This window comes from Paenarthrobacter sp. NPDC090520 (assembly GCF_044769205.1).
GTDB lineage: Bacteria > Actinomycetota > Actinomycetes > Actinomycetales > Micrococcaceae > Arthrobacter.
Window position 1 is genome coordinate 241,202 of the sequence record NZ_JBIVXM010000004.1, and the last position, 26,147, is coordinate 267,348.

Consider the following 26,147-nt stretch of genomic DNA (forward strand, 5'->3'; position numbering starts at 1 on the left):
GTCAGTCCTCCCATTGAAGGTCGTCGACGGCGTCGAGGATACGGTCGACGCTGGGCAAGTAGTAGTGCTCCAACTTTGGAGACGGGAACGGAACATCGAAGCCTGTCACGCGGCGGATCGGTGCAGCCAGGTAGTGGAAGGCGCGCTCCTGGACGCGTGCCACAATTTCGGAGGACACAGACGCAAAGCCATGCGCTTCGGCAATCACGACGGCGCGTCCCGTCTTGCGCACGGACGCGCAGACGGTTTCGTCGTCGAAGGGGACAATGGTGCGGACATCGATGACCTCGAGGGAACGGCCTTCTTCCGCGGCAGCCGCTGCGGCTGCGAGCGCGGTAGGCACGGACGGGCCGTAGGCGATGAGCGTCGCATCCTTCCCGGGACGCGCGACGGCGGCGCGGCCCTCAGTGGAGGTGCCGGCGTCGTGCTCTGCGCGTAACGCGGCCAGGTCCACCTGGTCCTTCGACCAGTAGAGCTTCTTGGGTTCCATGAACATGACCGGGTCATCGGAGTCGATGGCCTCCCGGAGCATGCGGTAGCCATCGGCAACTGTCGCGGGGGTATAGACCTTCAGGCCGGCGGTGTGGGCATAGTACGACTCAGAGGAATCGCAATGGTGCTCCACTCCCCCAATTCCGCCGGCGTAGGGAACACGGATGACCATGGGCATTTTGAGCTTGCCCTTGGTGCGGTTGTGCATCTTGGCCACGTGGCTGACGATTTGTTCGAAGGCCGGGTAGGCGAAGGCGTCAAACTGCATCTCGATTACCGGACGCATTCCGTTGATGGCCATACCAACGGCCATTCCCACGATGCCGGACTCGGCGAGTGGAGTATCAAAGCAGCGCTGTTCGCCAAACTCGGCCATGAGTCCGTCAGTGATGCGGAAGACGCCGCCGAGCATGCCGACGTCTTCGCCGAAGACCAGCACCGAGTCATCTGCCCGCATGGCATCTGACATTGCCGTGTTCAGTGCCTTGGCCATAGTGATGGACTGGGGCCCCGTGGCTTCTGCGGTTGCTGCGGCCGAAGCAGCAGCACTGGCCGTGGCGGCGCTGACGTTGCCGTTAACGGAAGTGGTGACGGTCATTTTGCGCCTTCCTCACGTGCGAGTTCACCGGCGAGCAGTTCAGACTGCTCTTTCAGCTGCGGGGTCTGCTTGGCGAAGACGTATTTGAACAGGTTCTGCGGTTCCACGGGAACGTCCTCGCCCAGCCCTTCCCTGAGTTGGGTGGCCACGGCTTCAGCGTGATCGGCGATCTTCGCGTTCGTTTCCTCGCTCAAGAGGCCCTTGTCCGTGAGGTACTCCTTCATGCGGGTCAGCGGATCCTTCGCCTGCCATTCGGCGACTTCGCTGTCCGGGCGGTAGCGGGTGGCGTCGTCGGCGTTGGTGTGGGCCTGCATGCGGTAGGTATGGGCCTCGATCAGCAGGGGACCCGAACCTTCCCGGGCAAGTTTGACGGCACGGTCCATGACAGCGAGCAGGGCTACAAGATCGTTGCCATCAACGCGCTCCCCTGCCATGCCATAGCCAACAGCCTTGTGCGCGAGGGATGGCGCCACCGACTGGTGGCTGAGCGGTACGGAGATGGCGTACTTGTTGTTCTGCACAAAAAAGATGACGGGCAGGTGGAAGACAGCTGCGAAGTTGAGGGCCTCGTGAAAGTCACCTTCGCTGGTGGCGCCGTCACCGCACATGGCCATGACCACAGTGTCTTCGCCGCGAAGCTTCGCAGCGTGGGCAACGCCGACAGCGTGCAACAACTGTGTGGTCAACGGTGTGCACTGGATGCCGACGTTGTGCTCCTTGGGGTCATAGCCGCCATGCCAATCCCCGCGGAAGATGGTCATTACCTCAACAGGGTCAACGCCCCTGGTCATAACAGCTACGGCGTCTCGATACGTCGGGAAAAGCCAGTCCCCTTCACTAAGGCACATGGCCGCCGCGACCTGGCACGCTTCCTGGCCGTGGCTTGACGGATAGACGGCCATACGGCCCTGCCGGACCAACGCGGAGTTCTGGTCATTGACGCGCCGTCCGATGACCAGTCGCTCGTAGGCTTTCAGAAGTTCCGCATCATCTGGTGTCGGGTATTCATGGCCCGGTTCGGTGCCCTGCTTCTCCTTTGAGCGGAGGGTGCCGTCCGGGTTCACCATCTGGATCTGGTGACGGGCGGGCAGCATGTAGTCCTCTACGCTGATGCCGAATTTTCTCCGAACGTCAGCAGCCTGGTCCTCCGCTGCCGTTTCCGGCGCAGAGTGGTCTGCATGGATCGTCATTGGTCCGTCCTTCTCTAGCCACTATGTGCTTCCAGTATCTTCCCGGTGGATGTTTCGTATCCAGCATTGCGGGAAATCATGGAAGAGCTTGTTGAATATGGCTATTCTGAGAGACGAATTGCCATTGTGAGCTGGGTAACTACCGGCGCTGTAGACGAATTGGAGCCTGCTGTGAGCGAGACCGAAGCCGAGCAGACCGCAGTCCCCCTGGACAGTGTTGACCGCGACATCATTCGCGAACTCACCACGGACGGCCGTATGTCCATCACCCAAGTGGCGGAGAACGTGCACATCAGCCGCGCCCATGCCTATTCCCGCTTGGCTCGCCTGACCGGCGAAGGGGTGCTCACCAAATTCACCGCCTTGGTGGATCCGATCAAGGCCGGCCTCCGCTCCTCGGCCTACGTGACCCTGAAGGTTCAGCAGCACTCATGGCGGGAATTGAAGGAACAGCTTCGCTCCATCCCCGAGGTGCACCACATCGCGTTGGTGGGCGGGGACTTCGACGTCATCCTGTTGGTGCGGGCTACTGACAACATCCATCTCCGCCGTGTGATCTTCGACCAACTTCAATCAATGGTAGGCGTGCTGGATACCCAGACTTTCCTGGTATTTGAGGATGTTGATACGCGGTAGTCAGCTTTGGTGCAGGGACCTTGTCCGGAACGTCCAGATTGGGACCATAAACTGTCTCCGTGCCCACCAAAACCGCCTTCATGACGCGCGTCGCTTTGCGGTCGCTCATTGCATGTGTGGCGGCATTCGCCCTGTGGATTCTCCTGGCCATCCAGTTCTTCGCGCTTCCTCCCCAGGCCACACCGCACCACACCGACGCGATAGTGGTGCTCGGCGGAATGAGCCGAGAACGCCTTCCGGTCGCGCAGGACCTACAGAAATCGCTGGACATTCCGGTTCTGGTTGTTTCGACGACGGGACTGTCCGGCAACGTTGAGGGTGACGCTTTGTGCAGCGAAAGTGGCGGCGATGACCCAGACCTGGTCTGTTTCCGGCCTGATCCCCTGAACACTCGCGGGGAAGCCGATGCGGTTGCCTCCCTGGCCGCCAAACATGGTTGGGAGTCCGTCACCGTGGTCACGTCGGACTACCACCTGATGCGGGCGGGCACTTTGATGCGGCAATGCACATCAGTTGAGGTACAAATGGTGGGTTCCGAGCCTGAGCTCTCAGCGGGGGCTTGGCTGGATCGGTTTGTGGTTGAGACCGGTGGGTTGATTGATGTGTGGATGCAGCCGGAATGCCATTCCTGACCTTCTTCAGCCCGTGACTTGATCAGTAACAACACTGACAATTTACGGAAATTTGCCATCAATTATTAACCGTCCAGCTCACAAAATTCTTTCTACTTGAAGAATACTGTCAAACCATTGAGTTTGATGCTGCCGCAAGCCATCCTTTTGCCATAGGTCCAAGGTCTCAGCCCTACGAGCCCAAGGATCAGTTGTGCCAACATTTAGAGCCGAGACGCTCCTAACCGTTCCACCCAGAACCCGCCTACTACTCATCAGTATTCTGGCCGCCTTTGGCCTGCTGACGGGTTCCCTTAGTGGATCTGCCGCGCACGCAGCAACAGCGCCCGTTTTTCCCATCAGTGGCTACTTCATCTACGGCAGCACGAGTGACGCCACAAACACCAAAAAGCTTACAGACATTAAATCCGTAGGCGGAGATACCGTCATCACCTTTGGTTCCCTCTTGAAACCCGCCACATTGTCTTCAATTCCGGCCGCCTGCGTTATCTCAGGGGTTAACTGTGCAAAGGCCGCAGCCTCTGGTGTCACAGTGAACAGGTACTTTACCTACTCTGATGGAAGCGCCTGGGGTTCGCCGGCGCTGCTGTGTGCACGCGACAAAACCGTCACCAGCGGCAGCACCGTCTACACCATCCTGGTATTGCCTGCGGAGGGAAGTGGGTGCACATCCCCGAGCGGAAAATACGACGTTGTGGTCATCAACGGCACAACCTCTTCCATCTCGGTTTCGCTGGGCAAGGCCGCCACGAGCCTGGGAATGAAGTATTACGCCGGCCTGCCGGCTCCGGTAAAGCGGACGGACCTTACGTACCTCCCGGATCTTTCCTACCAAGCCACGTTCTCACTTTTCACGGCGCGTTTCCTGCTCTACCAAGGGAAAGTTAATAACGTTCCCGGCCTGGCTGGTTTCTATCATCACACTGAAATGCCGCTCAGCGACGGCGCCGTTTGGGACGCCGTCCTCACCGTCTATCGAATTCAGAATTCGCGGATCGCCCAATACCAGCCGAGTCGTTCAGCCCTTGTCAGCCCGTACATCGACTCCCGGGCAGCCTTCTCCGGACGCGTCACTGTGGACCAAGCACGGAACGCAGTGGAGAACATCGCTGACACCGCAGGCAATGTACATCTTTCCATCGCCGTTCAGGACGGCATGGGAACAGGCAAAGGCGGCTCTTTCTTCGGCAGCGAAAGCGGAAACAGCGTGGACCAGTATGCGGCATCGATCGTCGGTAGCGGCTCCTGGGGCAGTAAGTACATCGCCCCCACCCGCGACTACTTCGCAGCGCTGGCCGAAGGAGTTGATGGCACCGGAGCGGAGTTGTGGGCCAATTTGGAAGGCATGGCTCCGTCAACGTCGCAAAACCCTTGTGACAACAGCCTCCGCGGGCAAACAACCAAGTCCCGGATGGACAAACAGTTGCAGCAACTGGGCAATGCCCCTGTAAAGGTCATCTCCTTCATGTGGGACCCCTACTTCACCTGCTCGGGGACTTGGGCGCCTATGCTAGATCGGCTGAAGGCCAGCAGCATGACTCCCGTGATCACCGACTCAATCTTCTACGGAAATGGAGACGTACTCGTCACCGGACAAAACCTGAGTGGCGGCACAGTCCAGGTGAAGTGGACCGACACGGCCGGCCGTGTCTTCGACAAAACTGTAGCGGCGTCCAGCTACAACTCGACATATGGGCAGCAGCTGGGCATTAATCCTCGCTTGGAATCCGTTGTGGCCAAGCTCGGAGCCACCTCGCTTGGGTCCGGAAAGAACTACTTCATTGATGTGACCAACGGCTCCGGACAGAAGAACGATGCGCTGTATTCAGACCGCGGCTAGCTGAACGCACAGGAGGGCGGCCGCGGGTTCCGTGTCCGCCTTCCTGCGCGTCGCTACCGGGAAGCTGAAAGCTTTGCGTAACGTTACGGTGGGCCAAAAATGTCGCAAGAGCCCACTCCAGTGCAAGAATTGGTTGTGGCCATGCTTCATCTGGACGCAGCGAGGAGTGAAACGTGACGGACCCAGTCCGCCAAAAGGCGGCCCTTTCGCCTGCGCCGCGACACTTGCGCAAGCGCCGGTTCAGGGCCGAGGTGCGGATCTCATCCATCGCCGGATATGGAAGTCCTGACAGACCCAGGAAGGTGGCTCCGGCCACCCTCGCCACCGGCGCTGCGGCACCCGTCACCCCCGCCGTGGTGCCGGCTCCAGCCGCGTCCGCACCGTCCAGCCCATTGACGATCAGAAGCTACGGCTTCCGCAAGGCCAGCCTTCGGCAGAAGCGCCTGATTGCTTTACTCGCTGTGATCCTCGTCTCCATTACCATTCCGGTTCTGGCGCTGACCTTGATGTTTGCCCGCTGACGCAGTACCCCGGACACTACACAATTGAGGTCCTCGATTGGTGGTGCGATAGCATCGGCTGGTCACTCATCGCCAGCCTCGGGGGAACTCCATGCCCAGCGTCATGCCGATTTTCGGCACCCGTCCGGAAGCCATCAAGATGGCTCCCATCGTCAGCGCCTTCCAAGAATCCACCGACTTTGACTGCGTCGTAACGGTCACTGGCCAGCACCGCGAGATGCTGGACCAGGTCAACGAACTCTTCGGTATCGAGCCGGACCACGACCTGAATATCCTGCAGCAGCGCCAGTCCCTCTCAGCCATCATGACCCGGACCATCGACGGCTTGGACAAGCTGTTCGCCGAAAAGAAGCCGGATGCCGTCATCGTCCAGGGTGACACCACAACGTCCACCGCCGGTGCCATCGCAGCTTTCTACCACGGCATTCCAGTTGTACACGTGGAAGCCGGCCTGCGCAGTGGCGACCTTTTCTCGCCATTCCCGGAAGAAGCAAACCGCAAGATCACCAGCCAGATTGCCAGCCTTCACTTGGCACCAACCAGCACCAGCAAAGCCAACCTGCTGGCTGAAGGCATTGCAGAAGACGACATTGTCGTCACCGGCAACTCTGTGATCGATGCTCTTTTGACTACAGTCGACAAGCAACTTCCGTTCAGCGACCCGCAGCTGGAAGAACTTGCCGCCAGCGGCCGCCGCATCCTGTTGGTTACCACACACCGCCGCGAAAACCAGGGTGACGCCATGCGCGGCGTCGGCCGGGCCTTGGCACGCATTGCAGAGGCCGAACCGGACCTTGTTATCGTGCTGCCCGCCCACAAAAATCCCGTGGTTCGTGAGGCCGTGCTGCCCGCGCTCGAAGGTAAGCCGAACGTTGTCGTGACAGAACCCCTGGCCTACGGCGAGTTCACCCGCATGTTGTCCTTGGCCCACATCGTGCTGACCGACTCCGGTGGAGTGCAGGAAGAGGCTCCGAGCCTCGGCAAGCCTGTCCTGGTAATGCGGGACAACACTGAACGTCCCGAGGCCGTCGTGGCCGGAACCGTCTCCTTGATCGGTACAGACGAAGAGACGATCGTTAAGGAAGTAGACCGCCTGTTGAACCAGCAAGATGCGTTTGACGCGATGGCCAATGCCGTGAACCCCTATGGTGATGGAAAGGCCGCTGAACGAACGGTTGCAGCGGTAGCGCAACTTCTCGGAACGGGTTCACGCATTCCGGAATTCGTAAGCTAGCGAGAACGGTCTTGGCTGGAGCACCAGCCAAGACCGTTCAGGTTCATTGAGAGTGGGTAGCCCTTCGTCCGCGCTCTCCACAGCACAACGTGTGACAAGCTGTGCCACCGGCGACCATCTAAGATAATGCCCGGACGTGGCCATGCAGGGGCAGGTAGCCCAACTTTGGCGTAAGGATTCGAATGACCAGGCATACAGTAGACCTCGAAGCTGTCCGTCGTCAGACGTTCGGTGAGATGTTCAGGCCACGGCCCGCGGACCGCCAGCAGGCTGACGAAATCCTCAACGGCAAGCTCACGATGCGGCCGCACCCTACGTGGGACTTCAAAGATGATATCGACTGGAAGACCGACCCGTTTGGGCAAAGAAACTGGCAAGCACAGCTTCACATGTTGCGTTGGCTGGAACCTGTCAGGCGAGTAGCGCTGGATGGCGACCCAGTGGCTCGAGAATTCTGGCTGAAGACCTGCAAATCCTGGATCAGTGCCAATCCTCCAATGGATCCGAAACTGAGGGATGCTGACGGCAATCTGGTCAGCTACGCATGGTCTGACATGGTTGAAGCCCTGCGGGCAATGGTACTGACGTTTGGGTTGCCCCTGGTTGCCGAGGGCGAGGACCTGTGGCTCGCCGATTCAATCCATGAGCATGGATCTTGGCTTGCCGATGCAAAGCATCTTGGTCATTCGAACCACGCTTTACATCAGCATCAAGCCCTGTTTGTTGTCGGTTCAGTCTTCGGCGAGGTGGACTGGACGGAACTGGCCGTCGAGAGGCTGGCGTCCCTGTTCGAACAAAACTATGACGAGCAGGGCGTCAATGTGGAAGGTGCCATCGGCTACCACAAGAACAACCTTTTGTGGTGGGAACAAGCATTCAAGCGACTCGACGCAGAAGGTATCCAGAGGCCCGAATCCGCGGCCAGGCTGGAGCTTGCCTACTTGGAGCTCGCCCACGCCACCAAGCCCGACGGCACGTTTGAACTTATCGGCGACACCGAAGCCACCACTCCTGGCGCCCTGTCCTCACCTGAGCTCGACTACGTCAAGTCCGAGGGTGCCACTGGCCAACCCCCTGCGGAGCTTACAAAGATCTACAACCAAGGCTATGTTTTCGGCCGGAGCGGATGGGGTGACCACGAACGGGCTTTCGACAAGGAAACGTTCTATTCCCTTTCCTTCGGTAAGGCAGACCGGGTTCATGGTCACCAGGATGGGGCGTCCCTGACGCTGCACTCAAATGGGCAGCCCTGGTTGGTAGATGCTGGAAAGTACGCCTACAAAAAAGACGCAATGCGCGAGTTCTGCTTGTCCCGTCTGGGCCACAACGTGGTGGATATCGAGGGCAAGGCCTACAACCCCAAGTCCAAAGTTGTGCTGACGCGGTCCTCAACCAGCGATGAAATCGATGACTTCACGTTCACTGATTCCGGCTACGAGGGCGTCACGCTGAAGAGGCGTGTCATCTACTGCCGTGGAGGCGACTTCTTCGTCGTTGTTGACAACGTTTTCAGCACGGAGGATGTGACGGCCAAGCAGCGCTGGCACCTTGATGCCGAGACGGCGTTGGAAGAGATTCCCGGAGGCATCCGGTTGGAACGAGAAGGCAAACAGTCGTTCATCCTCTGGAAAGGCAACCTTCCCGCCATTTCAACGATCAAGGGTTCGGAGGAACCCTTCGATGGCTGGATGGCCAGGAAGTGGATGGAGAAAACCCCGGGCACCGTAGTCTCTGCAACGCAGTCCGGGCAGAGGTTCAGATTCATCACTATTCTTGCCGCCCCCCAATCGGGAAGCTTCTCCGTCAAGAAACTCGATGCTACCGGCGGCCGCATGGCACTGAGTGTCATGTCAGGGCGGTACCAGTTCAACTTGGCCGTCGAGGAAGAGCGCGTATCTGTAACCCTAGGTGAGGACGGCAGCAATTCCTCCGAACTGGAGGACATCAGGTCGGCCTGGCTCAAGACCATGGAGCTTTGCCGAGAGGCGGAAGTTCAGTGGTCAGCCCCCAAACCAGCCAACGGCACCTTCAGCACCAGGTACTGGGGGTCGCTCAAGTCCTGGATAACCCATCAGCCTGATGTTCGAAAAGCCCGTCTTGAGGCGTTGAGCATTCTGTTGGATCTCGTCCTCGACGCAATCGACGGCTCGGGCGACGATCAAGGGTTGCGGACCGGCATCGTCGACCTCCTCTCCAATGACCTCACCGAAGTCATCGGCCTGAACAACAGCGCACTTGGCGTCATGCGGGAGCCACTTGTTGCCTGGGACGGGCTAGACCTTCGCTCCAAGACCTACGGACGCCAAATCCGGACAATCCGCACTCCGGAAGAGATCGGATTCGGGCACGGCGAAACGTCGAAGATCTACTCTGCCAACTTGGGGGGCTTGGTACTGCCCTTCGCCGTGGGTCGAGGAGATTCCGATCTGTTGTCCGTCAGATTCCACGGGGCAATCAACAGGACCAAGACCACGCTGCCATTTTTCCAAGGGCTCACTTCCGAGCTCATGGAAGGAGGGAATTACGCTGTTTTCCAAGATCCGGCACTGGACCTCAACAAGAACATGACTCTGTCGTGGTACCTCGGAGACGGCAGTACCAACGTCCATCGCTTCATGGCCGAGTGCATTCGCAAACTGCAGCACGAAACCGGAGCCAAGCGCATTCTGCTGTCCGGTAGTTCCGGTGGCGGATTCACTGCGCTTCAAGTCGCGGCCTATCTGCCGGATTCAGTGGCTTTGGTGTTCAACCCTCAAACAGACGTCAAGGAATACTTCCGGACGAGCGCCGACGTGGCCTTGTCCACGTGCTTGAAATCCGACGCCAGCACAGAAGAGGCACGGTCGTTCAGACTCTCCACTTCCGTGGTGGAGACGTACGCCATGCTCAACGACCTTCCCAGGGTTCTGTACGTTCAGAACCTCGGTGACACGCATCACGTCTCGAAGCATCGTGATCCATTCCGGCTAATGCTGGATTCCGAACACAGCGGGCAAAAAGACCGGATCGAGTTTGTGGAAGTCGAGTGGGGTGCCGGCCACGTGGCCGCAACCGCTGAACTGTATGCCCAGTTCCGTACCGCAGCCCTGGACCGCTTCCAGGCAAGTGCAAGTTCATGCAGCAGTTAATGCAACACATCACACTGACCAGATTCTTGTTGACTAGGAAAAAAGTTGCAGACTAAAAGAACACTCAGTTCCGATAAAGCTATTGGCCTTTCCGCTGTGGCGGGTGTAGGCGCCGTTTTCATCGGCTCCCTCTTGGCGTTGTTGCCACATGCGGATTCGTCTGCGAACGCCGTAAGCATCATTATCTTGTATGTGGTGGGAATCGTGGCCTCGAGCATTGCAGCCACCACCTTCATAGCGAGGATGAAGGAAAACCGGCGTCTGCAACGCGAGTCACAGGCTTCGATCAAGAAGTACATGCTGACTTTGCAACGGCAATTGACGGAGCTGAAAGAGACCCAGGATGCTTCTACAGAGCAGCTGTCCGAACTGTTCCAGAACTCGCAGTCAACGGCGTCCGCACCGAACGCTGAAGACGACGATGCGGAAGCAGAGGCCGAACGTGAACGCCTCCTGAAACTCGTCGAAGACCTCAAGTCTGACCACGAAGAAAAAGTCAGGAAACTGGAAAAGCGCCACCTGCTCCGGCAGTTCGAGCTCGCGGCGATTGACGGCGACAACTGGGGCTCCTTCACTGCCTCTGAACTCAAGAAACTTGCAGAGGCCCAGTACAACACCAGACCACTTGCTGTCTACGAGATGCTGGACGATCAGTCCCTTTTCGAGAAGATCAATACTGCTGCTCTTCGCGGCCTTGCCAATGAATTGCGCAAGCTCGGTTACACCATTAAGAGCCAGAACGTACTGCGGGTGGTGTTTGACAGGAATCCCAATGAAAAGTTGGCCAGTGCCATCGAACTGCGGGATGAAGAAGTCAAAATCTACTCAGGCACTTTCAAGCCGCAGGTACTGGGACCCTTTGAACTCTTCGAGCCCACCCCGAACCGTGTCCTCCACGTAGTGGGAAAGGTTCTGCCAACCACGCAGTCCGGCTATACGCTGCGGACGCACTACACGGCCTTGGCACAAATCAAGTCAGGTTTGGAAGTGCACGTGTGCAATCAAGTGGGCGATGCCGTGAACAATGATGCGGCCGCACATGTAGATCTCGATGGCGTCTCCTACCACATGCCCACCGGTCCCATTCGCGTGAACACGGCTTTGACAACCTGGCTCAGTTCCAACGTTGAGGAACTCGCACGGGTGGTGGCCGAGGTACGCCCTGCTGTGCTGCACGCGCATTCGGACTTCTTCAACGCCCTGTCCGCGAGGGCAGTCGGTGACTACTTCGGAATCCCTGTGATCTACGAATCCCGCGGCTTCTGGGAAGAATCCTGGCTCTCCCGCATGGCTCAGGCGAACGGCATCGAAGACATCGAGGCGTTCAGCGAACGCTGGGGCAGCCCGGACACCTACGCATGGCGTCGGGAGCGCGAGCATGACTGCAGGGATGCCGCGGACCATGTCTTCACCCTCGCCGAGGTCATGAAGCGCCGCATCACAGCGGAAGGCTGCCCTGAGGACAAAACGTCCGTAGTGCCGAACGCAGTCAGTGGCGAGCAGTTCCCGATTCAAACGCGCAACGCCGGTTTGGCTGCCAAGCTCGGTATCCAAAGTGACGAGATCGTCATTGGATACATCTCCTCCTTGGTCGAGTACGAGGGTGTACCAGTACTTATCGAGGCGTTCAGCCAATTGCGCCAACGCCTGGACGTTCCGGTACGGCTTCTCGTGGTAGGTGACGGGCCAGTCCTGGACTCCCTCAAGGACACAGCCAAGTCTCTGGGACTCGATGACGCCCTCTTCACCGGGCGTGTTCCCCACGACGACATCCTGGACTACTACGGTCTCATCGACATCTTCGTTGTGCCTCGCACGGCGGCCGCAGTTTGCCAGCTCGTAACGCCGCTCAAGCCGTTCGAAGCCTTTGCCACAGGACGTGCCATTGTCATGTCAAATGTCGATGCACTGAAAGAAATTGCCGAAGCCAGCGGCTCCGCTGCGCTCTTCCAAGCCGGAAACAGCACCTCGCTGGCGGATGTGCTTGCGGACCTGGTGTCCCACCCGGAAACGCGTAGCCAGATGTCCGCGGACGGCGCAGCATGGGTCCGTGAAAGCCGTTCGTGGGAAGCCAACGCCGCTGTCTACAATCACGAGTATGCAAACCTCGCTGCGAATGCAATCCGCGTCTGACGCCCTGTTCCAGCATTTGGCGGACGGTGACCTTGAAACGCTCCGGCAATGGATCGTTGCCAGCCACCGGCCGGACTTGTCCAGCGGTGTGTGGTTTGACAGCCTGGTAAGTGATTCCGCTGAGGTGGTCACCAGGGACGGATGGAAGGCCGGCGACTACGACAGGCTGGACCTCTCCTTGCCACTCGCTTGGGACGCCCTCTGTGCAGAAGACAGGAGTTGGGGTTCCCAACTGCACGGCTGGAAGTTCATGGACAAACCCATCCAGGAATTCATTCGGACGGGTGAACGGGAGTACCTGCAATGGTGCCTTGACCGTGCCGTCTCCTGGTCTGAGAGGTATTGCGAGCAGGAGACAACCAACGCCATCGTTTGGTACAACATGGCCCTCGGTCAACGTGCCCTTCGCCTGGCAGGTCTTATCTATCTGGGTGCCAGGAACGGCATAACCGACACGGATTTCCGTTCGCTCCTCCATGCCGTGGACCGGCACAGGGGCGAGTTCGCGTTGGACAGCTCATTCAACCCCCGCACCAACCACGGCTACTTTGTAGCGATCGGACAGACGGTACTGGGCAGGACCCTCGAGGCCGTGCCGGGGATGCTGGGAATGGCGGAGGAAGGACGCGACCGCCTGGCCATCATGATCCGCACCCAGTTCCTTACCGATGGCGGTCATAGCGAGCACTCCCCTGAATACCACCGGATGCTCATGTACTCGTTCCAGCTGGCCGTAGACAACGGCCTCATAGCGGATTCGGAACTGACCGGTCGTCTTAGGAAAGCTGCAGATCTGCTTGGCTGGATGATCCAGCCGAACGGTTCGCTCGTCCCTCTGGGCGACACCCCTCAAGTGCAAATGGTTGGCGCAAGCCATCCTCCTACCCTCAGCCCTGAAACGAACTTCCTGATGTCAGGTGGTTCCACTGGAAAAGCCAACCCGGATGAGCTCGGTGTGTTTCCGGAAACAGGTTACGCCTTCGTCAGGTCGCCCCAGCCCCAAGGGCGGGGTCCAAAGTCCGAAGCCACCTACCTCGCCTTCACTGCAGCTTTTCATGGCCGCGCACATAAACATGCCGACGATCTAAATTTCGTTTGGTACGACCACGGCCAGGAAATACTGGTCGAGGGCGGCCGCTATGGCTACGGCGCCCAGTTGCCCACAGATTCACCGTTGCGCGCCGAGGGCTTCTATTATGCCGATCCTTTCCGGCAGTACGTCGAGTCCACGCCGGCCCACAACACCGTCGCCGCCAACCACCAGAACCACGACCGCCGTCGAACTGCTCCAGGATCCGGACTGGACAGGTGTGAGCAAAAGGAGGGCCTGTTTGTCCTGCGCGGCACCATGGACCATGGAGGATGGATCCACCGCCGCACCATCGAGCTGGTGCCAGGAGTGAGTCTAACGGTCACCGATGACGTCCAGTCCATGGATACGGTCAAGCGTGACTTTCAGGTCTGGTACAACATCGCCGGTGCGCTTGAATTCACAAAGGAATCCCGAGGCATGGGCCCTTCCTGGATATTGCCGGGGGGCGAATGGAGCCTTGAACTGGAGCCGGATAACGGCCTCCAGGTCCAAGGCGCCACGCGCGAGTCCGAAGAGCCCCTACGGGGATGGCGTTCCGTCGAAGACGGTACGCGCGAGGGCGTTTGGTCGCTCTGCTTGGCGGCGGACAGAACCCGCCACCAGGTCTTTACGAACAGATTCAGCTTTAACCGGATCAGTTAGTGCCCAGCGGCACGTTGGCCGGCTCACTGTGGAGCAGCGAGGTGTCGCCGGCCATTATTGCCACGACTTCCGCGTCCTCCCACGTTATCGGCTCGTAGAGGCGCCCCAACTGCTGGATGAGCTCAACGCATTCTGCGACGTCCGACTCTGGGACCAGCTTCAGTTTCCGGACGAACCAATGCTTCATATAGGTTTGGGCGCGCGTCGCTTTGTAGTCTGCCATCAGCCCCACTTCCTCAAGCCAGGCAGCCCTGGCCGCCTCGAGTGGGAGGTACTTCCGGAAGAACCGAGGGCCAAGCGAGTTCACCACGGAATTCTGCACCGCACCGTAGTAGATGTGGATGGGTACTTCCAGCACATCGATCTTGCGTGCATAGTGAACCATCTGTTGGAAGAAGAACGAGTCCTGGCCGAGCGCGCCTACCGGCTGCTCCAGGCCCTGGTCCTTCAACCAAGCAGTGTTCATGACAGCGGCTTGAATGCTCATGGGATAAAAGTCCAGGCGCGTCAGGAGACTGTCGGACGATTCTTGTGCCCGTTCAGGCGTGACATTCATTTTTTGACTGAGCTTCCGTGAATTGCGGAAGGTCCTGATGCCGTCCGAATACCTGATCATGTCGCCAACGGCCATATCCAGCGATCCGTCCTCAGCAAGTCGCACAAGCTTGGCGTAACCATCGCAGATCGCTTCGTTGTCCGGATCCAGGTAGGTCACCCAAGGTGCCGTTGCGAGTTCCAGGCCCTTGTTCCTTGGCCTGGACGCACTCCCCGAGCCGGTATCCCCAAACCGGAAAACTGTGATTTGGCTATGGCGTTCCGCCAGCTCGTCAAGTATCTGCTGAGTCCGAAGGTCAGTGGAGCCGTCGTCAACCAGGATGACCTCCATCCGGGAAAAGATCGAAGACCGCTCCAAGGATCTAACGCACTTGTTGAGGAGGAATGGGCCGTTGTTATGCACCGGTACGACGACGGAAAGCACTACTTCGGGTTGTGGCAGCGTTTCAGTATCCGCCAGCGTCAGCGAATCTTCACGTCGGGCTATCCCCAAGGGATCAAGCGCATACCCGTTGCCCTCTATCAGCGCACCCTCCATATAGGCGTCGCCGGCATCAGAGTCGAGCCATACGGCTCCCACTGAAGGATCGGGCATCGTGGAGAAAGTCTCATGCTCGGGAACCAGGCCAGGCACGCCCGCCTGCTGCACTGACTTCATCACGAAATCGACGTCTGCGTATTTGAAGCCGTTGACCAAATCCTCAAGATATGTAGGTGCATAGGTGAACCGATCCGAGAGGGGGACCGTGACGTCAAATTCAGGGCGTCGTGCCTGCAATTCCTGTTGAGTCAGGATCTCCACGTTCTTGAGTGTCTGCCGCTGTACGGTCTCCTCGAGCGCCGCCGAGTGTGAATCGAGGACCGCGCACACGCGAATTGCAGAGGCCGCGCCCATCACCCCCGCAGTCTGAAGAATCTCGGCCATCCGGTCGTGCGCAAGGTGGTCCGAGAAAGCGCGGCGCAGACCCTCCATCTGGACTCCGTACAAGTCCCTCTTCGACATTCCGTCGAGAGTGGCGCGCACATCCTCACTCGTCTGGGCAGTGAGAACGTTGGGAAACCTGTTGTTGACCCCCAAGTTGTAGTTCGACAACACCATGGACCCCATGGCTTGCAGCTCGACCACCCTGTTCGCATACATGGAAGAACTGGAAATGACCGAATTCAGGTTGATATTGAAGTCGGACATCCGCTGGAGCTTCAAAAGCAGATCGTGCTGGATGCTTGGCACGACATTCGGTAGGTACTCTTCCGGAAAGAAGTAGCGGCTGTTCTCCAAAGACCAGTTTCGGTCGATGATCACGAGGTTCCGTGATGATTCAAGGACGCCGTCGAAGATGTTCTTCGCAGCGGACCTGCGTTGCTGATACCGCTGGGTATGCCACGAACCGGCGAAGAGGACATCGGGGAGTCGGTGCCTGCGTGAGAAGACTGGTGAATGGTGGTGGGGGTTGACCCCGAAACTCAGAACGCGGATCGAATCAGCATCAGGGCAATCCCGCGCATAATCTGCAACGCTTTCCGCGGCGCAGGTGAAAACATGGTCGGCGGACTGGGCGATGCTGAGGAATTGGCTGTAGTTCGGCGGATCCTCTTTTGAATAGAAAGCAACGGGCATGCCGTTGGCCCTGAAGTAGGGGACGACCTCTTCGAGCAAAAACTTCCGCTTTTTCGATTCCGGTGTGGCGAGCCCCTTCCATTCACCGCCGAGTCCCCGCCACGTGCTTGCAATCAGCAACAGCCCGGCCCTGTGGGCCACTTCCTGGTAATTTTTCGGGGTCACGTAGGCAAGACGCGCCGTTGAGTCGAAGCTCTTGTAGAGGAATTCGTCCGCGATGATTGCTACGTCAACCGGATGCGCGCGGAGGCTCCTCGAGCCCAAGGACTCCGGGACAGCATCCAGCATGGGACGAAGGTCCTCGATGTAGCTTTGGAGATGCGACGCACTTCGGCGGGCCAAGTACTTCTTTTTTGTTGTGGAGGGCATGACAGGGTTGCCTGCCAGCACAGAATCCACATAATAGCTTGAACTGTAGAAGCCCTGCCGTGAATCTGCTGCCGTATGGCAATATTCCAGCTCTTCCAGCCGCTTTTTGGCGCGCCAGAGGCGATCTTTCTGACGATTCACCGGTTCCCCCATTAGGACTTCCCCCGTCCGAGGCGCCGGCGTCGGCGCCAATACTTCAGTTGCAGTGCGCCCAACATGGACTCGGACAGCGCACTGAGCTTCTTCTGCGCGTCTGCCAGGGTGCGCGAGAGATCGTTCACCTGTTCATCGCGCTCAGCCAGCAGCTTTCGTGCGCTGGTCAGTTCCGCCTCACTGGTGGCAAATTTCTGGCGATACATGTCCAGCTTGAGGCGGGCTGTGAACAGTTCCTGGCTGAACTGCCGCCTTTCGGCTACCACAGAGGCCATCTCGACTTCCTGCTGATACGCGTCGCGCAGCTCAGCCTGGAGCTTCGTGATCTGGGCATCGTGGGCCAGGGCCGCGAGGCTGATGCCATGCCGGACCTGCTCAATATCCGGGATCTTATGGTCCATGAAAGTAGTGAATCTTCCTCTGTGGTAGCCGATGTGCTGTTAGTTTGCGACGGGGACTGCAGCGGCCGTCTCTGCAACTGCGTCAGGACCCCAGATACCCCGGGAGTCAATCACAGTCTTGCCCGCGTAGGCCGCAGGAGAGATGGCCTTGAATTCGTCATGGTCCACCAGGACCACAATGACGTCCGCCTTGGCGATAGCCTCCTCGGTGGCCACGAGTTGGACGTTCGCCCGGTCACGAAGGGCAGCCGGGAGGACCTCCACGTGAGGTTCCACAACAAGGAGTTTGGCAGTGGGGAGTTGTTCGGCGAGGTCAGCGGCGATGCCGATTGACGGCGACTCACGGAGGTCATCGATGTTCGCTTTGAAGGCCAGACCCAGCGTAGCAATGACGGGTGTAGCGCCGGCTTCTTCGGCGGCCTTGCGAGCCTTTGCCACAACCCATTCCGGCTTGGAGTCGTTGGTCACTCGGGCCTGACGAATGAGCTGGGCCTCCTCCGGAGCAGCGGCCACGATGAACCACGGGTCCACGGCGATGCAGTGTCCGCCTACGCCGGGGCCCGGCTGCAGGATGTTGACACGCGGGTGGTGGTTGGCGAGCCGGATCAGTTCCCACACGTCAATCCCGAGCTTGTCGCTGATGATAGACAGCTCGTTGGCAAAGGCGATGTTGACATCACGGTAGGAGTTCTCCACCAGCTTTGCCATCTCGGCCGTAACATCGTCCGTAACGAGGATTTCACCCTGGCAGAACACTGCATACAGGTCCTTGGCCAGTTCAGCAGCAATCGGCGTCACGCCGCCAACGATGCGGTCGTTCGTGACAAGTTCGATCATGACGCGGCCAGGGAGAACTCGCTCCGGGCAGTGGGCGAAATGGATAACGGGTGCCCCGTTGGCGCCGTCAACCGACAGGTCGGGGCGGAGGGCCAGGATGTAGTCGGCCAGGTGACGGGTTGCGCGCGGCGGCGAGGTGGACTCAAGGATGACCAGTTCGTCACCCTTCAACTGGGGTGCGATACCACGCGCGGCGGCTTCGATGTAGCTCAGGTCTGCCGAGTGGTCCGCACGGAACGGGGTTGGGACAGCGACGATGTAGGCCTCTGCCGCGGGAGTTTCGGTTGTGGCGCGCAGGTGTCCCTGGCTCACGGCGCCGGCAACGTGCACTCCGAGATCAGGCTCCACAAAAGGAACTTCTCCGCGGTTCACGGCGTCAACGGTGTTTTGGTTTACGTCGACGCCCACAACGTCAATGCCGTTGGTGGCAAGGATCGCCGCAGTCGGCAAACCGATGTACCCAAGGCCGATAACGGCCACAGTCTTGATGCTTGTCATTATTTTCCCCTTTTAGTTAAACAGTGATGTGTTCTTTGGGGTCCCCAAAGAATTTTATTTCGCCAGTAGCGGCCAGCTCCTCGTCAGAGACATCCCAAGTGTGTCCGTCACCTTTTCGGTACTGGCAAAAATTGAATCGGTCTCCCGAGTAGATCGAACCGCCTGCAGTGGAAACGGCCCTGAGGAAGGCAGTGTCCTCTCCCCTGTTCAGCGCTTCGAAAGGATGTGCTTCGAATACTTCCCGGCGAGCGGTTATGGTGGGACCCATAACAAACCGCGTTGCGCGGTGTTCCATATGCGGAATCCTCAGCATGGTCGCGTTGGTCGCCGCAAAGTACATGTAATGTGCTTGCTTGCCGACAACATCCGCCTTCGAATAGTCGAGGGCATACAGGAGGTCCACCAAATACCTTGGACCGTAGTAGTCGTCGTCGTCCATCTTGGTCAGGACTTCACTCGTTGATGCGGCAACGCACAAATTGAGGCACTCACCGAGGGTGACATCCCTGGACGCTGTCAACAACGTGAAGCGGCTTACTCCGTGCTTCGCTGCGAGTTCATTCACTTCGCTTTCCGGCACCTCAAAGCCATGTGTCAGCAGGACCAGTTCCACATCGACATCTGCTTGGCTGCCAACCGTCGAGAAGACATGTTCCAGTTGATGCGGACGGATTGTGGGGACCAGCGCGCTGACGGTGGGCACCTCAAGCGGCTGGACACGGTCAGGGAGAACCGAGGCCACCACGGACTCGGCGCGGTGGGCGTACGTGTGTTCGCTCCAGATCCGCCTCTGCCCGCGGTGGACCACCCTGTCATTGAGTTCCGAGCTACGGGCGAGCATACGGATCTGGCTCTCTGCCTGCTGGCGCGAGCCGGCAACGAAAACCTGATCCGCATCAAAAAAATGGCTGATTGCTGCACTGGGAGTTGAAACTACAGGCGTGCCAGAGGCGGTAATCTCGAATATCCTCCGGGCGCACATGCTGGGAGAATCCACCACGGAGTTGACATTGAGGAACACTTTGTAGGCCCGGTATGCGGTCAACATCTTGGCATAGTCAAGGGTGCCGACCACATGTTCGTTGAACGGCACCGGAAACTGGTAGTTCGAATCGCCGCCCAATTGGCGGGAAAAGATTTCTAGTTTCGGTCCCGACTGTGCCGAGGCATCGCGTGCCGCAGACAGCAGTACATCCATTTGTTGCCGGCGTTCGGGATACTTGTGAGCAAAATACATACCTGCAAATGCGACCCCGCGTGCGTGGTGCCCCTGACCCACCCGGATGGGATTGTGAATGGCCGGTTGTGCACCAAAGGGGAGCGCCGCCACGCGGTCATGCCCCAGGTCCTCGCGGTAGGACGGAATGCGGTCTGAGTCGCTGGTGAAGACGACATCGAACTCCCGGGCAGCCGGAAGAAAGTCGTCGTAATGGGGCGGGTCTTCCTTGTTCCAGAATACCGTCGGGATTCCTTGGTCACGGCACCAAGCCATGAGGTCCAGGAAGTCCTGTTTGGGGCCGGAGGTTCCCATGAGCTGGTACTTCCAGGAGCCTTGGTTTCCGCTCCAGGCAGACTCCACGAAAAGGAAGTCGATATTGGTCACTTCGAGCTGCTGACGCCACGTGTCCTTCCGCAACTGCAGCAGGTTCCATTCAAACGAGAACGACGCGATCGAGAAATCGTCCAGAATGACGCCAACGGTCAGATCGTCCCGCCGCGGACCTCTGTCCGGAACCCGGTGGGGTGCAAAGACAGGGGGAGCTCCATTTCCCCCGGAGCGGGCCGGGGACGCACCCCTGCCGCTGCCTCCGTTGAGGCGTCTTTCGATTTTTTGCCTTCTCCGCCACTCCAGGACCTGGGCGGCACCCCCCTGCCTGAAGTGCCAAACGGCCTTACGGATGCTATCGATCAAAGAAACTCAACGCCCTTCCATGCGGCGCCCACTGGCCCGCTCCAACACACGTGTGGCAACAAGATTTGCCCGTGCTTCATCCTTGATCCGCGATGCTGTCAAATTGTTGCCGCGGGAAAGATTCGACGAAAAGTCCTTGTAAACAGCAGCTGTCTCGTCCGGCAGTCCATCCATTATGAGTTCGCCCTTGTCCAGCCAGATCGCCCGGCTGCACATATCGCGGATAGTGTCCAGGCCGTGGCTGACAATGAATACACAACCGGCCTGGGCCCGCAGTTCATCCATGCGTGCCTTGCTCCGGTTGTTGAACTGGGCATCGCCTGTGTTCAGCGCTTCGTCCACCAAAAGGATCTCTGGATTCACTGCTGCGGCAATCGCAAACCGGAGCCGTGAAGCCATTCCGGAGGAATAGGACTTCATAGGGAGATAGATGGCCGAATCAAGCCCAGATACAGTGACAATGTTGGCGAACTGCGCGTCTATCTCCTCCATGCTCATGCCCATGGCGAGACAGCCCAGGACCACGTTTTGGTCGCCTGAGAGCTCCGGCACCAAGGCCGCGTTAACGCCCAGCAACACGGGCGTACTCGAGGCATATACAGCCCCTTGCGTCGGCGCTACCTGGCCGCTGATGAGTTTCATGATGGTGCTCTTGCCGGAACCGTTTCGGCCGATGATACCCACCGATTCGCCACGTTCCACCACGAGCGAGATTTCCTTAAGGGCACTAACGGTCACAAGGTTGGGCCGCTCGAAGATCTGCCGGACCCGGTTACGCAGGCCCCTGCCATTAGGGGTTTTGCCCTCCGAAGTCGGCACCCTGTAAGTCATCCGCACTTTATCGATCACCACGCACGGGGGTCCGTCCAGGAATGTTGCGGTATCAATCGCGCCCATAAGTCTCCTCCCCTTGCCAGAAGAAGATGAAGCCAACCAACAGTGCACCGAGAGCTACGACCCCCAACGTGGCCCATGACTCCCAGGAGGGCACTCGGTCATAAAGCAGGCAGCTGCGCGCTATGTCGATGACGTTGTAAAGAGGATTGAATTTCAAGATGGCAATCAAGGTCGGATCCTTAACGAACCGTTCATACGAATAAAAGACCGCCGACCCATACATCCACGCCCGAATAAAGAACGGCAGGAGATGCGTCACATCGTGGACCCTGGAGATGATCCTGGCCAAGATCATGCCAATTCCCAGGTTGAAAATTCCCTGAAGGAGAATCGCAGGTACCAGCAGGAACCAAAGCAGGCTGATGTTCTCCGCTGGAGGAACGATGACGATCAACAACAGCATCCCAAGGATCAAAGGCACCGCGGAAAGCATTTCACGGATATTGGCACCAAGTGGCAGTGCAGCCCGGGGAAAATTGAACGCCTGGACCACGGACTTACCGTTTCGGATGGAGCGTGCCCCCGAAGTGATGGCACCTGCACTGTAGTGGAACAGGAACACACCGATCACCAGGTAGCCGATGAAGTTTTCGATCCCATGGCTTGTCTGTAGCAACAAGCCGAAAATAACGTAGTACGTCAAACCGTTGAAAACCGGATTGAGGAGCAGCCATGCGCTTCCCAGGCGATCCTTGCGCGTGCCGCTCTGCACCCGCGCCCGAGCGTCGTAAAAAATGAACTGCCGATAATCCCACAGCTGAACCAGGTAGTCCAGGAAACCGGGCCGCGATCCAACACGGGACAGCTTGCGAATATCCACGGACATACGCTGAATTGCCGCCGGCGGCGGAAGCTTGGTCTTTTTCGCCGACATCAGCTGGCCCTCCTCATATAGTTAGTCGCCAAAGTCTCGTATGCCCGAACGTAAGCTTCCGCGTTCGCCTTCCACGTTCTCGTGGCCAGCACGTCCTGCCTGCCTGCTGCCCCCAGTCGAAGCCGAAGCTCGCTGTCTTCAAGCAGGCTTCTCAGGGTTTCGGCCAACTCTGACGGATTTCCCGCTTCGGTCAGGCGGCCGTTGACGCCGTCGTCCACTATCTCGCGCAAGGCATCCAAGCGGCTGGCAACAACCGGCCGGGCAGAAGCCAGTGCCTCCACCGGTTTCAGCGGTGTCACTGAACGCGTGACTGCCAGGTCCTTTCGGGGCACAACAAAAACGTCCAACGCTTGGTGATGGATGCGTGCTTGGTCCGATGGAACCCGTCCCGTGAAAATGGTGCGCCCAGACAGTCCCAACCGTCGCACTTGGTCTTGAAGGGCCGGAGCTGCTGTCCCGTCCCCAACTACAACCAGCCTCAACTCTGGCACCCGTGGCGCAAGCAGCGCAAATGCTGTGACGAGGTCATCGAGTCCCTCGTAATCAACCAGGCTGCTGACAGTGCCGATATAGAGCCCCTCTGGATCGAGGCCCACAGACTGCCGTGCGTCCCGTTGCGTCATGGGCTCGCGAAGATAGTCCCCACCTACCGCGTTCGGAGCAATAAGTATTCGATCCGCAGGAACACCGGCGGCGCGGATGTTCTGTTTCATGGACTCGCCAAGGGTCACCACCATGTCGGCGCTCCGCACGAGTTCGGCCTCACGCTCCACGAAGAGCCTGTAGCGTTCGCTGTTCCGTGCTTCCGGTCCCCTGGTCGAAGCCCAAGTGTCAGCAAGTTGTCCCCGGACTTCATAGACCCATGGAATGCCCAGCGCATTGGCAACTTCGCGGGCCACAAGGCCGTTCACGAAATGCGTTGTGGTGTGGATGACGCTTGGACGGAACTCACGTGCAACCTGCAGCAGCGCCTCCGCCTGCTGCTGCAGCCTGCGGTCCATGGTCCTTGCCATATTGTCCGGCAGTAAACGCTGGTAGGGAACGCCGTCGACGACATCCGTCCCCTGGGCGGCGAGGACACCGATTTGGACGGGGTACCCCAAGCGGGTGACCGCCAGAGCTTCCCATCCTGCCTCTTGCTGTGCCGTCAGGATCGAGTGGCTGCGTCGAGCGTAGCCACTGGCCGTGTGAGGAACAGAGTTTGTCAGCAGGTGAAGGACACGGCGGGGCTCCGGCTTGATCTCCACCTTGCCCAGCGAGGGTCGCCAGCCTTGGAAAACCCGCAGCTCGGATTCAAGCCTCACACGTAGTTTGGCGTGGGTCTTGCTTTCGCTTTCCAGGAGCGCGACGGCGCCCTCCATGTCACCGTCATACCACTGACGACGCGCTGAAGTCGCCGGGAAGTGCTTGCTTGCCTTCGCGTTTGCCAAGAACGCATCAGCCCATCCGGCCTGTCCTGCGGCCAATGCGACTTCGGCCGCCTTCCGATAATGGTCCGGGGATCCCGGTCGGTCCAGGGCGTTCTTAAACCGACGAACCAAAGCGGCCTCGTCCCCAGCGGCGTGACTGGCGAACATGAAGACCGGAAGGCTGGAACCTGGTGCGGCCGCCGACAAACTCCGGGCCACCGGACGCACAATCGTGGAAGGCAGACGCCTCAAGACCTGGAGCGCCAGCACGAACGGGGCCTCCGTCAAGTGCTCGGCCACGGTATTGGCTGCCAGAATCACATTCTTCAGCACTGGAATCATGAGACCTCGTCCCCGAGCCGCGTAACCGCGTCCCGACCAACAAGGCTTGCAATTTTGGACATGTACTGGTTGGCCAGTTCGGCGTAGTCCGCGTGCTTTTGGACCCATTCCCGTCCGCTTTGACCAGCAGCCAGTCGCGAACGGTCCCGTGCGAGCTCACGCCACAATTCCGCGACGGCTTCCGGATTGGCGGCAACAACATCGCCGCCCTTTGCGTCGAGGATGATTCGTTTGGCCTCGCCCCGTACAATCGCTGTCACGTGACGGCCCACAGCAAGCACTTCATACGTCTTGGACGGGATGGTGGTTTCGAAGGACTTCCAGTCATCGCGCAACGAGACAATGCAGGTATCAGCATCGCGATACTTTTCAAGCACGGCTGATCCGTGGACGGAGGGGAAAAACGTCACGGGCGCGTTGAGCTCCCGCGCCAGTTTGACCAGTTGGGGTCTGGTTGTTCCTTGGCCCACCAACGTCAGATGGAAGCCTTCTCCAAGGAGTGCACTCGCACGAATTGCAATGTCGAGTTTTTGGCTCTTGCCATGATTGCCAAGGTAGAGAGCATGAAATCCATCGCGTTCCAGCGCAGGTGGTTCAAGGAACGGCACTGCTCGCAGGTCTAATCCGTTGCTCACGGTGGCAACGTTTCGCACCCCCCGGTCCCGCAGCGTCTCCGCAAAACCCTCAGTGACAGTAATCACCAGATCTGCCCTGTGCTGGACGAATTCCACGGCGTGTTCCGCCAGGCTCTTGACCCGGCCCTGGACCAAGCGCGCATCTCTGGCAAGGTCGGGCCAGGCATCCCTCATCTCCACGATCAGAGGGACTCGGCGCAGGCGGGAGAGCACAAAGCCCGCAGCCAAGGTCGGAAGACTGGGCGCAGTCGCAATGATCGCATCCGGCTTCGGACCCGCGAGCCCTGACGGCACGGACATGATCGCCGAATACAGCTGATCAATGAGCCGGGCCACTGCCGATCGGCCCATATGCCGCAGATAAGGAACGCGCCGGATCCGTTCGCCGTGCGGCCCGGTCTGGGTGGTGAACGCATAGCCAGCCTCACGGCGTGGCAAGTCACGTCGGCCATTCGGGTAGTGGGCGACGGGCGTGACAACATCAACTTCCCAACCGGCAGTTTGGAACTCTCGTGTCAGGGAAGACCACCGGCGTTGGGGTGGGCTGTGTTCGGGCCAGTAGGAGTGCGAGAGCAACATGAGGCGAAACGGTGCCGAGGTTGGGTCCGTCCCAGCACTATCCCCGGGGAGGGAGGTATTCATAAGCTACTTGTCATTGAGACGGGGTCGGCGAATCCCCTTGGAACGCAGAGCACGGAAGTATGCTGTGCCGAGGAGGAGCAGGACCAGAACGGTTAAGCCTTGGACAATGGGGTTGTTTTCGGCGACGGGAGCCAGCGCAGCCTTGAGCGGACCAGTTACATCAGCGCTGGCAACGACCGGGGCTTCGGCCGCATTGGAGGGCGGGGGCGTCGGTGCAGGCGAGGGCGCTGCGGGAGCAGAACTGGCTTCTTCAACCGGGAGTTCCGGCTGTTCTTCTCCCACGTAGTACTCGTTGGCCGGTGTAGTTGGCAACTGCTGCTCCACGACAGCGGGCGCCGACGGTACGGGGTCGCTGACGGGAGGCACTACCGGAGCTGGAACTGTCGTAACGGGTTGAGGCTCAACGGGAGCCGGAGTCGTCACCACGGGGTCTGTGGTGGGCAACGGTTCAGGTTCCACTGGACCCGGGCCCGGGAGCGTCGGAAGAACGATTTCGGGGAAAGATGGCTGCGGTGATGGGCTCGGCGAATCTGTTGGCGCGGGCACCGGGTCTGTTTCGGTAGCCAGCGCAGGTTGGGTTCCAAGGAACCCGAGAATGCCGAGCACCAAAGCCAGTACCGCAGCTTGAACACGCCTGATTCCGGTGCCCAATGTTCCCCCTGTAGTAAAAGATGAGATTGCCCCGGCGCCCGACTGCTACTCGCCACCGTGGACAAAACGGCCTGAGAACCGTTCCACGCAGGGAAGCGCCGTGGGTTAGTTTATCGTATGGATAAGGGTCCGCTTGGGCCTCGGTCGACTGCCCGGCCGTTGATAGATACCTATGCCAGGGCTTTCTTGCCTCTCATATGTCAGTTCCGCTGTTG

The 26,147-nt window shown here is 59.1% G+C and carries 19 protein-coding genes; 8 read left to right on the forward strand and 11 right to left on the reverse strand.

The window, feature by feature from the left end; translation table 11 throughout:
* Nucleotide 1: 1 nt before the first annotated feature.
* The gene (locus ACIQTZ_RS07495) at nucleotides 2-1,090 is read right to left on the reverse strand and encodes an alpha-ketoacid dehydrogenase subunit beta (RefSeq protein WP_402979015.1); all 1,089 of its coding nucleotides are present in this window, start codon (nucleotides 1,088-1,090) and stop codon (nucleotides 2-4) included.
* The gene (pdhA, locus tag ACIQTZ_RS07500) at nucleotides 1,087-2,280 is read right to left on the reverse strand and encodes a pyruvate dehydrogenase (acetyl-transferring) E1 component subunit alpha (RefSeq protein WP_402979018.1); all 1,194 of its coding nucleotides are present in this window, start codon (nucleotides 2,278-2,280) and stop codon (nucleotides 1,087-1,089) included. The genes ACIQTZ_RS07495 and pdhA overlap by 4 nt, the downstream gene beginning before the upstream one ends.
* Nucleotides 2,281-2,451: 171 nt before the next feature.
* Here pdhA and ACIQTZ_RS07505 point away from each other — a divergent pair, with 171 nt between their 5' ends.
* The 8 genes from ACIQTZ_RS07505 (at nucleotide 2,452) to ACIQTZ_RS07540 (ending at nucleotide 14,139) form a co-directional block, all read left to right on the forward strand.
* Nucleotides 2,452-2,916: an Lrp/AsnC family transcriptional regulator gene (locus ACIQTZ_RS07505; protein WP_402979021.1), complete on the forward strand. Its 465-nt coding sequence runs from the start codon at nucleotides 2,452-2,454 to the stop codon at nucleotides 2,914-2,916.
* A gap of 59 nt (nucleotides 2,917-2,975) precedes the next feature.
* Nucleotides 2,976-3,548 carry a YdcF family protein gene (locus ACIQTZ_RS07510; RefSeq protein ID WP_402979023.1) on the forward strand — a complete coding sequence of 191 codons (573 nt, stop codon included), beginning with the start codon at nucleotides 2,976-2,978 and terminating at the stop codon, nucleotides 3,546-3,548.
* A 532-nt stretch (nucleotides 3,549-4,080) separates the two neighbouring features.
* A complete protein-coding gene (locus tag ACIQTZ_RS07515; protein ID WP_402979025.1) occupies nucleotides 4,081-5,388 on the forward strand; it encodes a hypothetical protein in 1,308 nt (435 codons plus the stop codon).
* A gap of 173 nt (nucleotides 5,389-5,561) precedes the next feature.
* A complete protein-coding gene (locus ACIQTZ_RS07520) occupies nucleotides 5,562-5,909 on the forward strand; it encodes a hypothetical protein (RefSeq protein ID WP_402979028.1) in 348 nt (115 codons plus the stop codon).
* Between the two features lie 91 nt (nucleotides 5,910-6,000).
* Entirely contained in the window at nucleotides 6,001-7,143 is a 1,143-nt protein-coding gene (gene wecB / locus ACIQTZ_RS07525; protein ID WP_402979031.1) for a non-hydrolyzing UDP-N-acetylglucosamine 2-epimerase, read from the forward strand.
* 182 nt (nucleotides 7,144-7,325) lie between these two features.
* Entirely contained in the window at nucleotides 7,326-10,271 is a 2,946-nt protein-coding gene (locus tag ACIQTZ_RS07530) for a heparinase II/III family protein (RefSeq protein WP_402979034.1), read from the forward strand.
* A 204-nt stretch (nucleotides 10,272-10,475) separates the two neighbouring features.
* Nucleotides 10,476-12,404: a glycosyltransferase gene (locus tag ACIQTZ_RS07535; RefSeq protein ID WP_402979037.1), complete on the forward strand. Its 1,929-nt coding sequence runs from the start codon at nucleotides 10,476-10,478 to the stop codon at nucleotides 12,402-12,404.
* Nucleotides 12,370-14,139 carry a heparinase II/III family protein gene (locus ACIQTZ_RS07540; protein ID WP_402979040.1) on the forward strand — a complete coding sequence of 590 codons (1,770 nt, stop codon included), beginning with the start codon at nucleotides 12,370-12,372 and terminating at the stop codon, nucleotides 14,137-14,139. The genes ACIQTZ_RS07535 and ACIQTZ_RS07540 overlap by 35 nt, the downstream gene beginning before the upstream one ends.
* Here ACIQTZ_RS07540 and ACIQTZ_RS07545 read toward each other — a convergent pair.
* The 9 genes from ACIQTZ_RS07545 to ACIQTZ_RS07585 all read right to left on the reverse strand — a co-directional run bounded on the left by ACIQTZ_RS07545 (nucleotide 14,132) and on the right by ACIQTZ_RS07585 (nucleotide 25,725).
* Entirely contained in the window at nucleotides 14,132-16,873 is a 2,742-nt protein-coding gene (locus tag ACIQTZ_RS07545; protein WP_402979043.1) for a glycosyltransferase, read from the reverse strand. The genes ACIQTZ_RS07540 and ACIQTZ_RS07545 overlap by 8 nt on opposite strands.
* The gene (locus tag ACIQTZ_RS07550) at nucleotides 16,834-17,235 is read right to left on the reverse strand and encodes a hypothetical protein (protein WP_402979046.1); all 402 of its coding nucleotides are present in this window, start codon (nucleotides 17,233-17,235) and stop codon (nucleotides 16,834-16,836) included. Before ACIQTZ_RS07550 ends, ACIQTZ_RS07545 begins: the two co-directional genes overlap by 40 nt.
* A 39-nt stretch (nucleotides 17,236-17,274) precedes the next feature.
* Nucleotides 17,275-18,570 (reverse strand): UDP-N-acetyl-D-mannosamine dehydrogenase, encoded by a 1,296-nt coding sequence (wecC, locus tag ACIQTZ_RS07555; protein ID WP_402979049.1) that lies wholly within the window; start codon nucleotides 18,568-18,570, stop codon nucleotides 17,275-17,277.
* A 16-nt stretch (nucleotides 18,571-18,586) separates the two neighbouring features.
* Entirely contained in the window at nucleotides 18,587-20,173 is a 1,587-nt protein-coding gene (locus ACIQTZ_RS07560) for a glycosyltransferase (protein WP_402979052.1), read from the reverse strand.
* A gap of 315 nt (nucleotides 20,174-20,488) precedes the next feature.
* Entirely contained in the window at nucleotides 20,489-21,379 is an 891-nt protein-coding gene (locus ACIQTZ_RS07565; RefSeq protein WP_402979055.1) for an ABC transporter ATP-binding protein, read from the reverse strand.
* The gene (locus ACIQTZ_RS07570; protein ID WP_402979058.1) at nucleotides 21,366-22,253 is read right to left on the reverse strand and encodes an ABC transporter permease; all 888 of its coding nucleotides are present in this window, start codon (nucleotides 22,251-22,253) and stop codon (nucleotides 21,366-21,368) included. The genes ACIQTZ_RS07565 and ACIQTZ_RS07570 overlap by 14 nt, the downstream gene beginning before the upstream one ends.
* On the reverse strand, nucleotides 22,253-24,004 hold the full coding sequence (locus ACIQTZ_RS07575; RefSeq protein WP_402979061.1) for a glycosyltransferase family 4 protein: 1,752 nt from the start codon (nucleotides 24,002-24,004) through the stop codon (nucleotides 22,253-22,255). The genes ACIQTZ_RS07570 and ACIQTZ_RS07575 overlap by 1 nt, the downstream gene beginning before the upstream one ends.
* Entirely contained in the window at nucleotides 24,001-25,218 is a 1,218-nt protein-coding gene (locus ACIQTZ_RS07580) for a glycosyltransferase family 4 protein (RefSeq protein ID WP_402979064.1), read from the reverse strand. The genes ACIQTZ_RS07575 and ACIQTZ_RS07580 overlap by 4 nt, the downstream gene beginning before the upstream one ends.
* Nucleotides 25,219-25,284: 66 nt before the next feature.
* Nucleotides 25,285-25,725, reverse strand: a complete 441-nt coding sequence (locus tag ACIQTZ_RS07585; protein ID WP_402979067.1) for a hypothetical protein — start codon at nucleotides 25,723-25,725, stop codon at nucleotides 25,285-25,287.
* Nucleotides 25,726-26,147 lie beyond the last annotated feature (422 nt).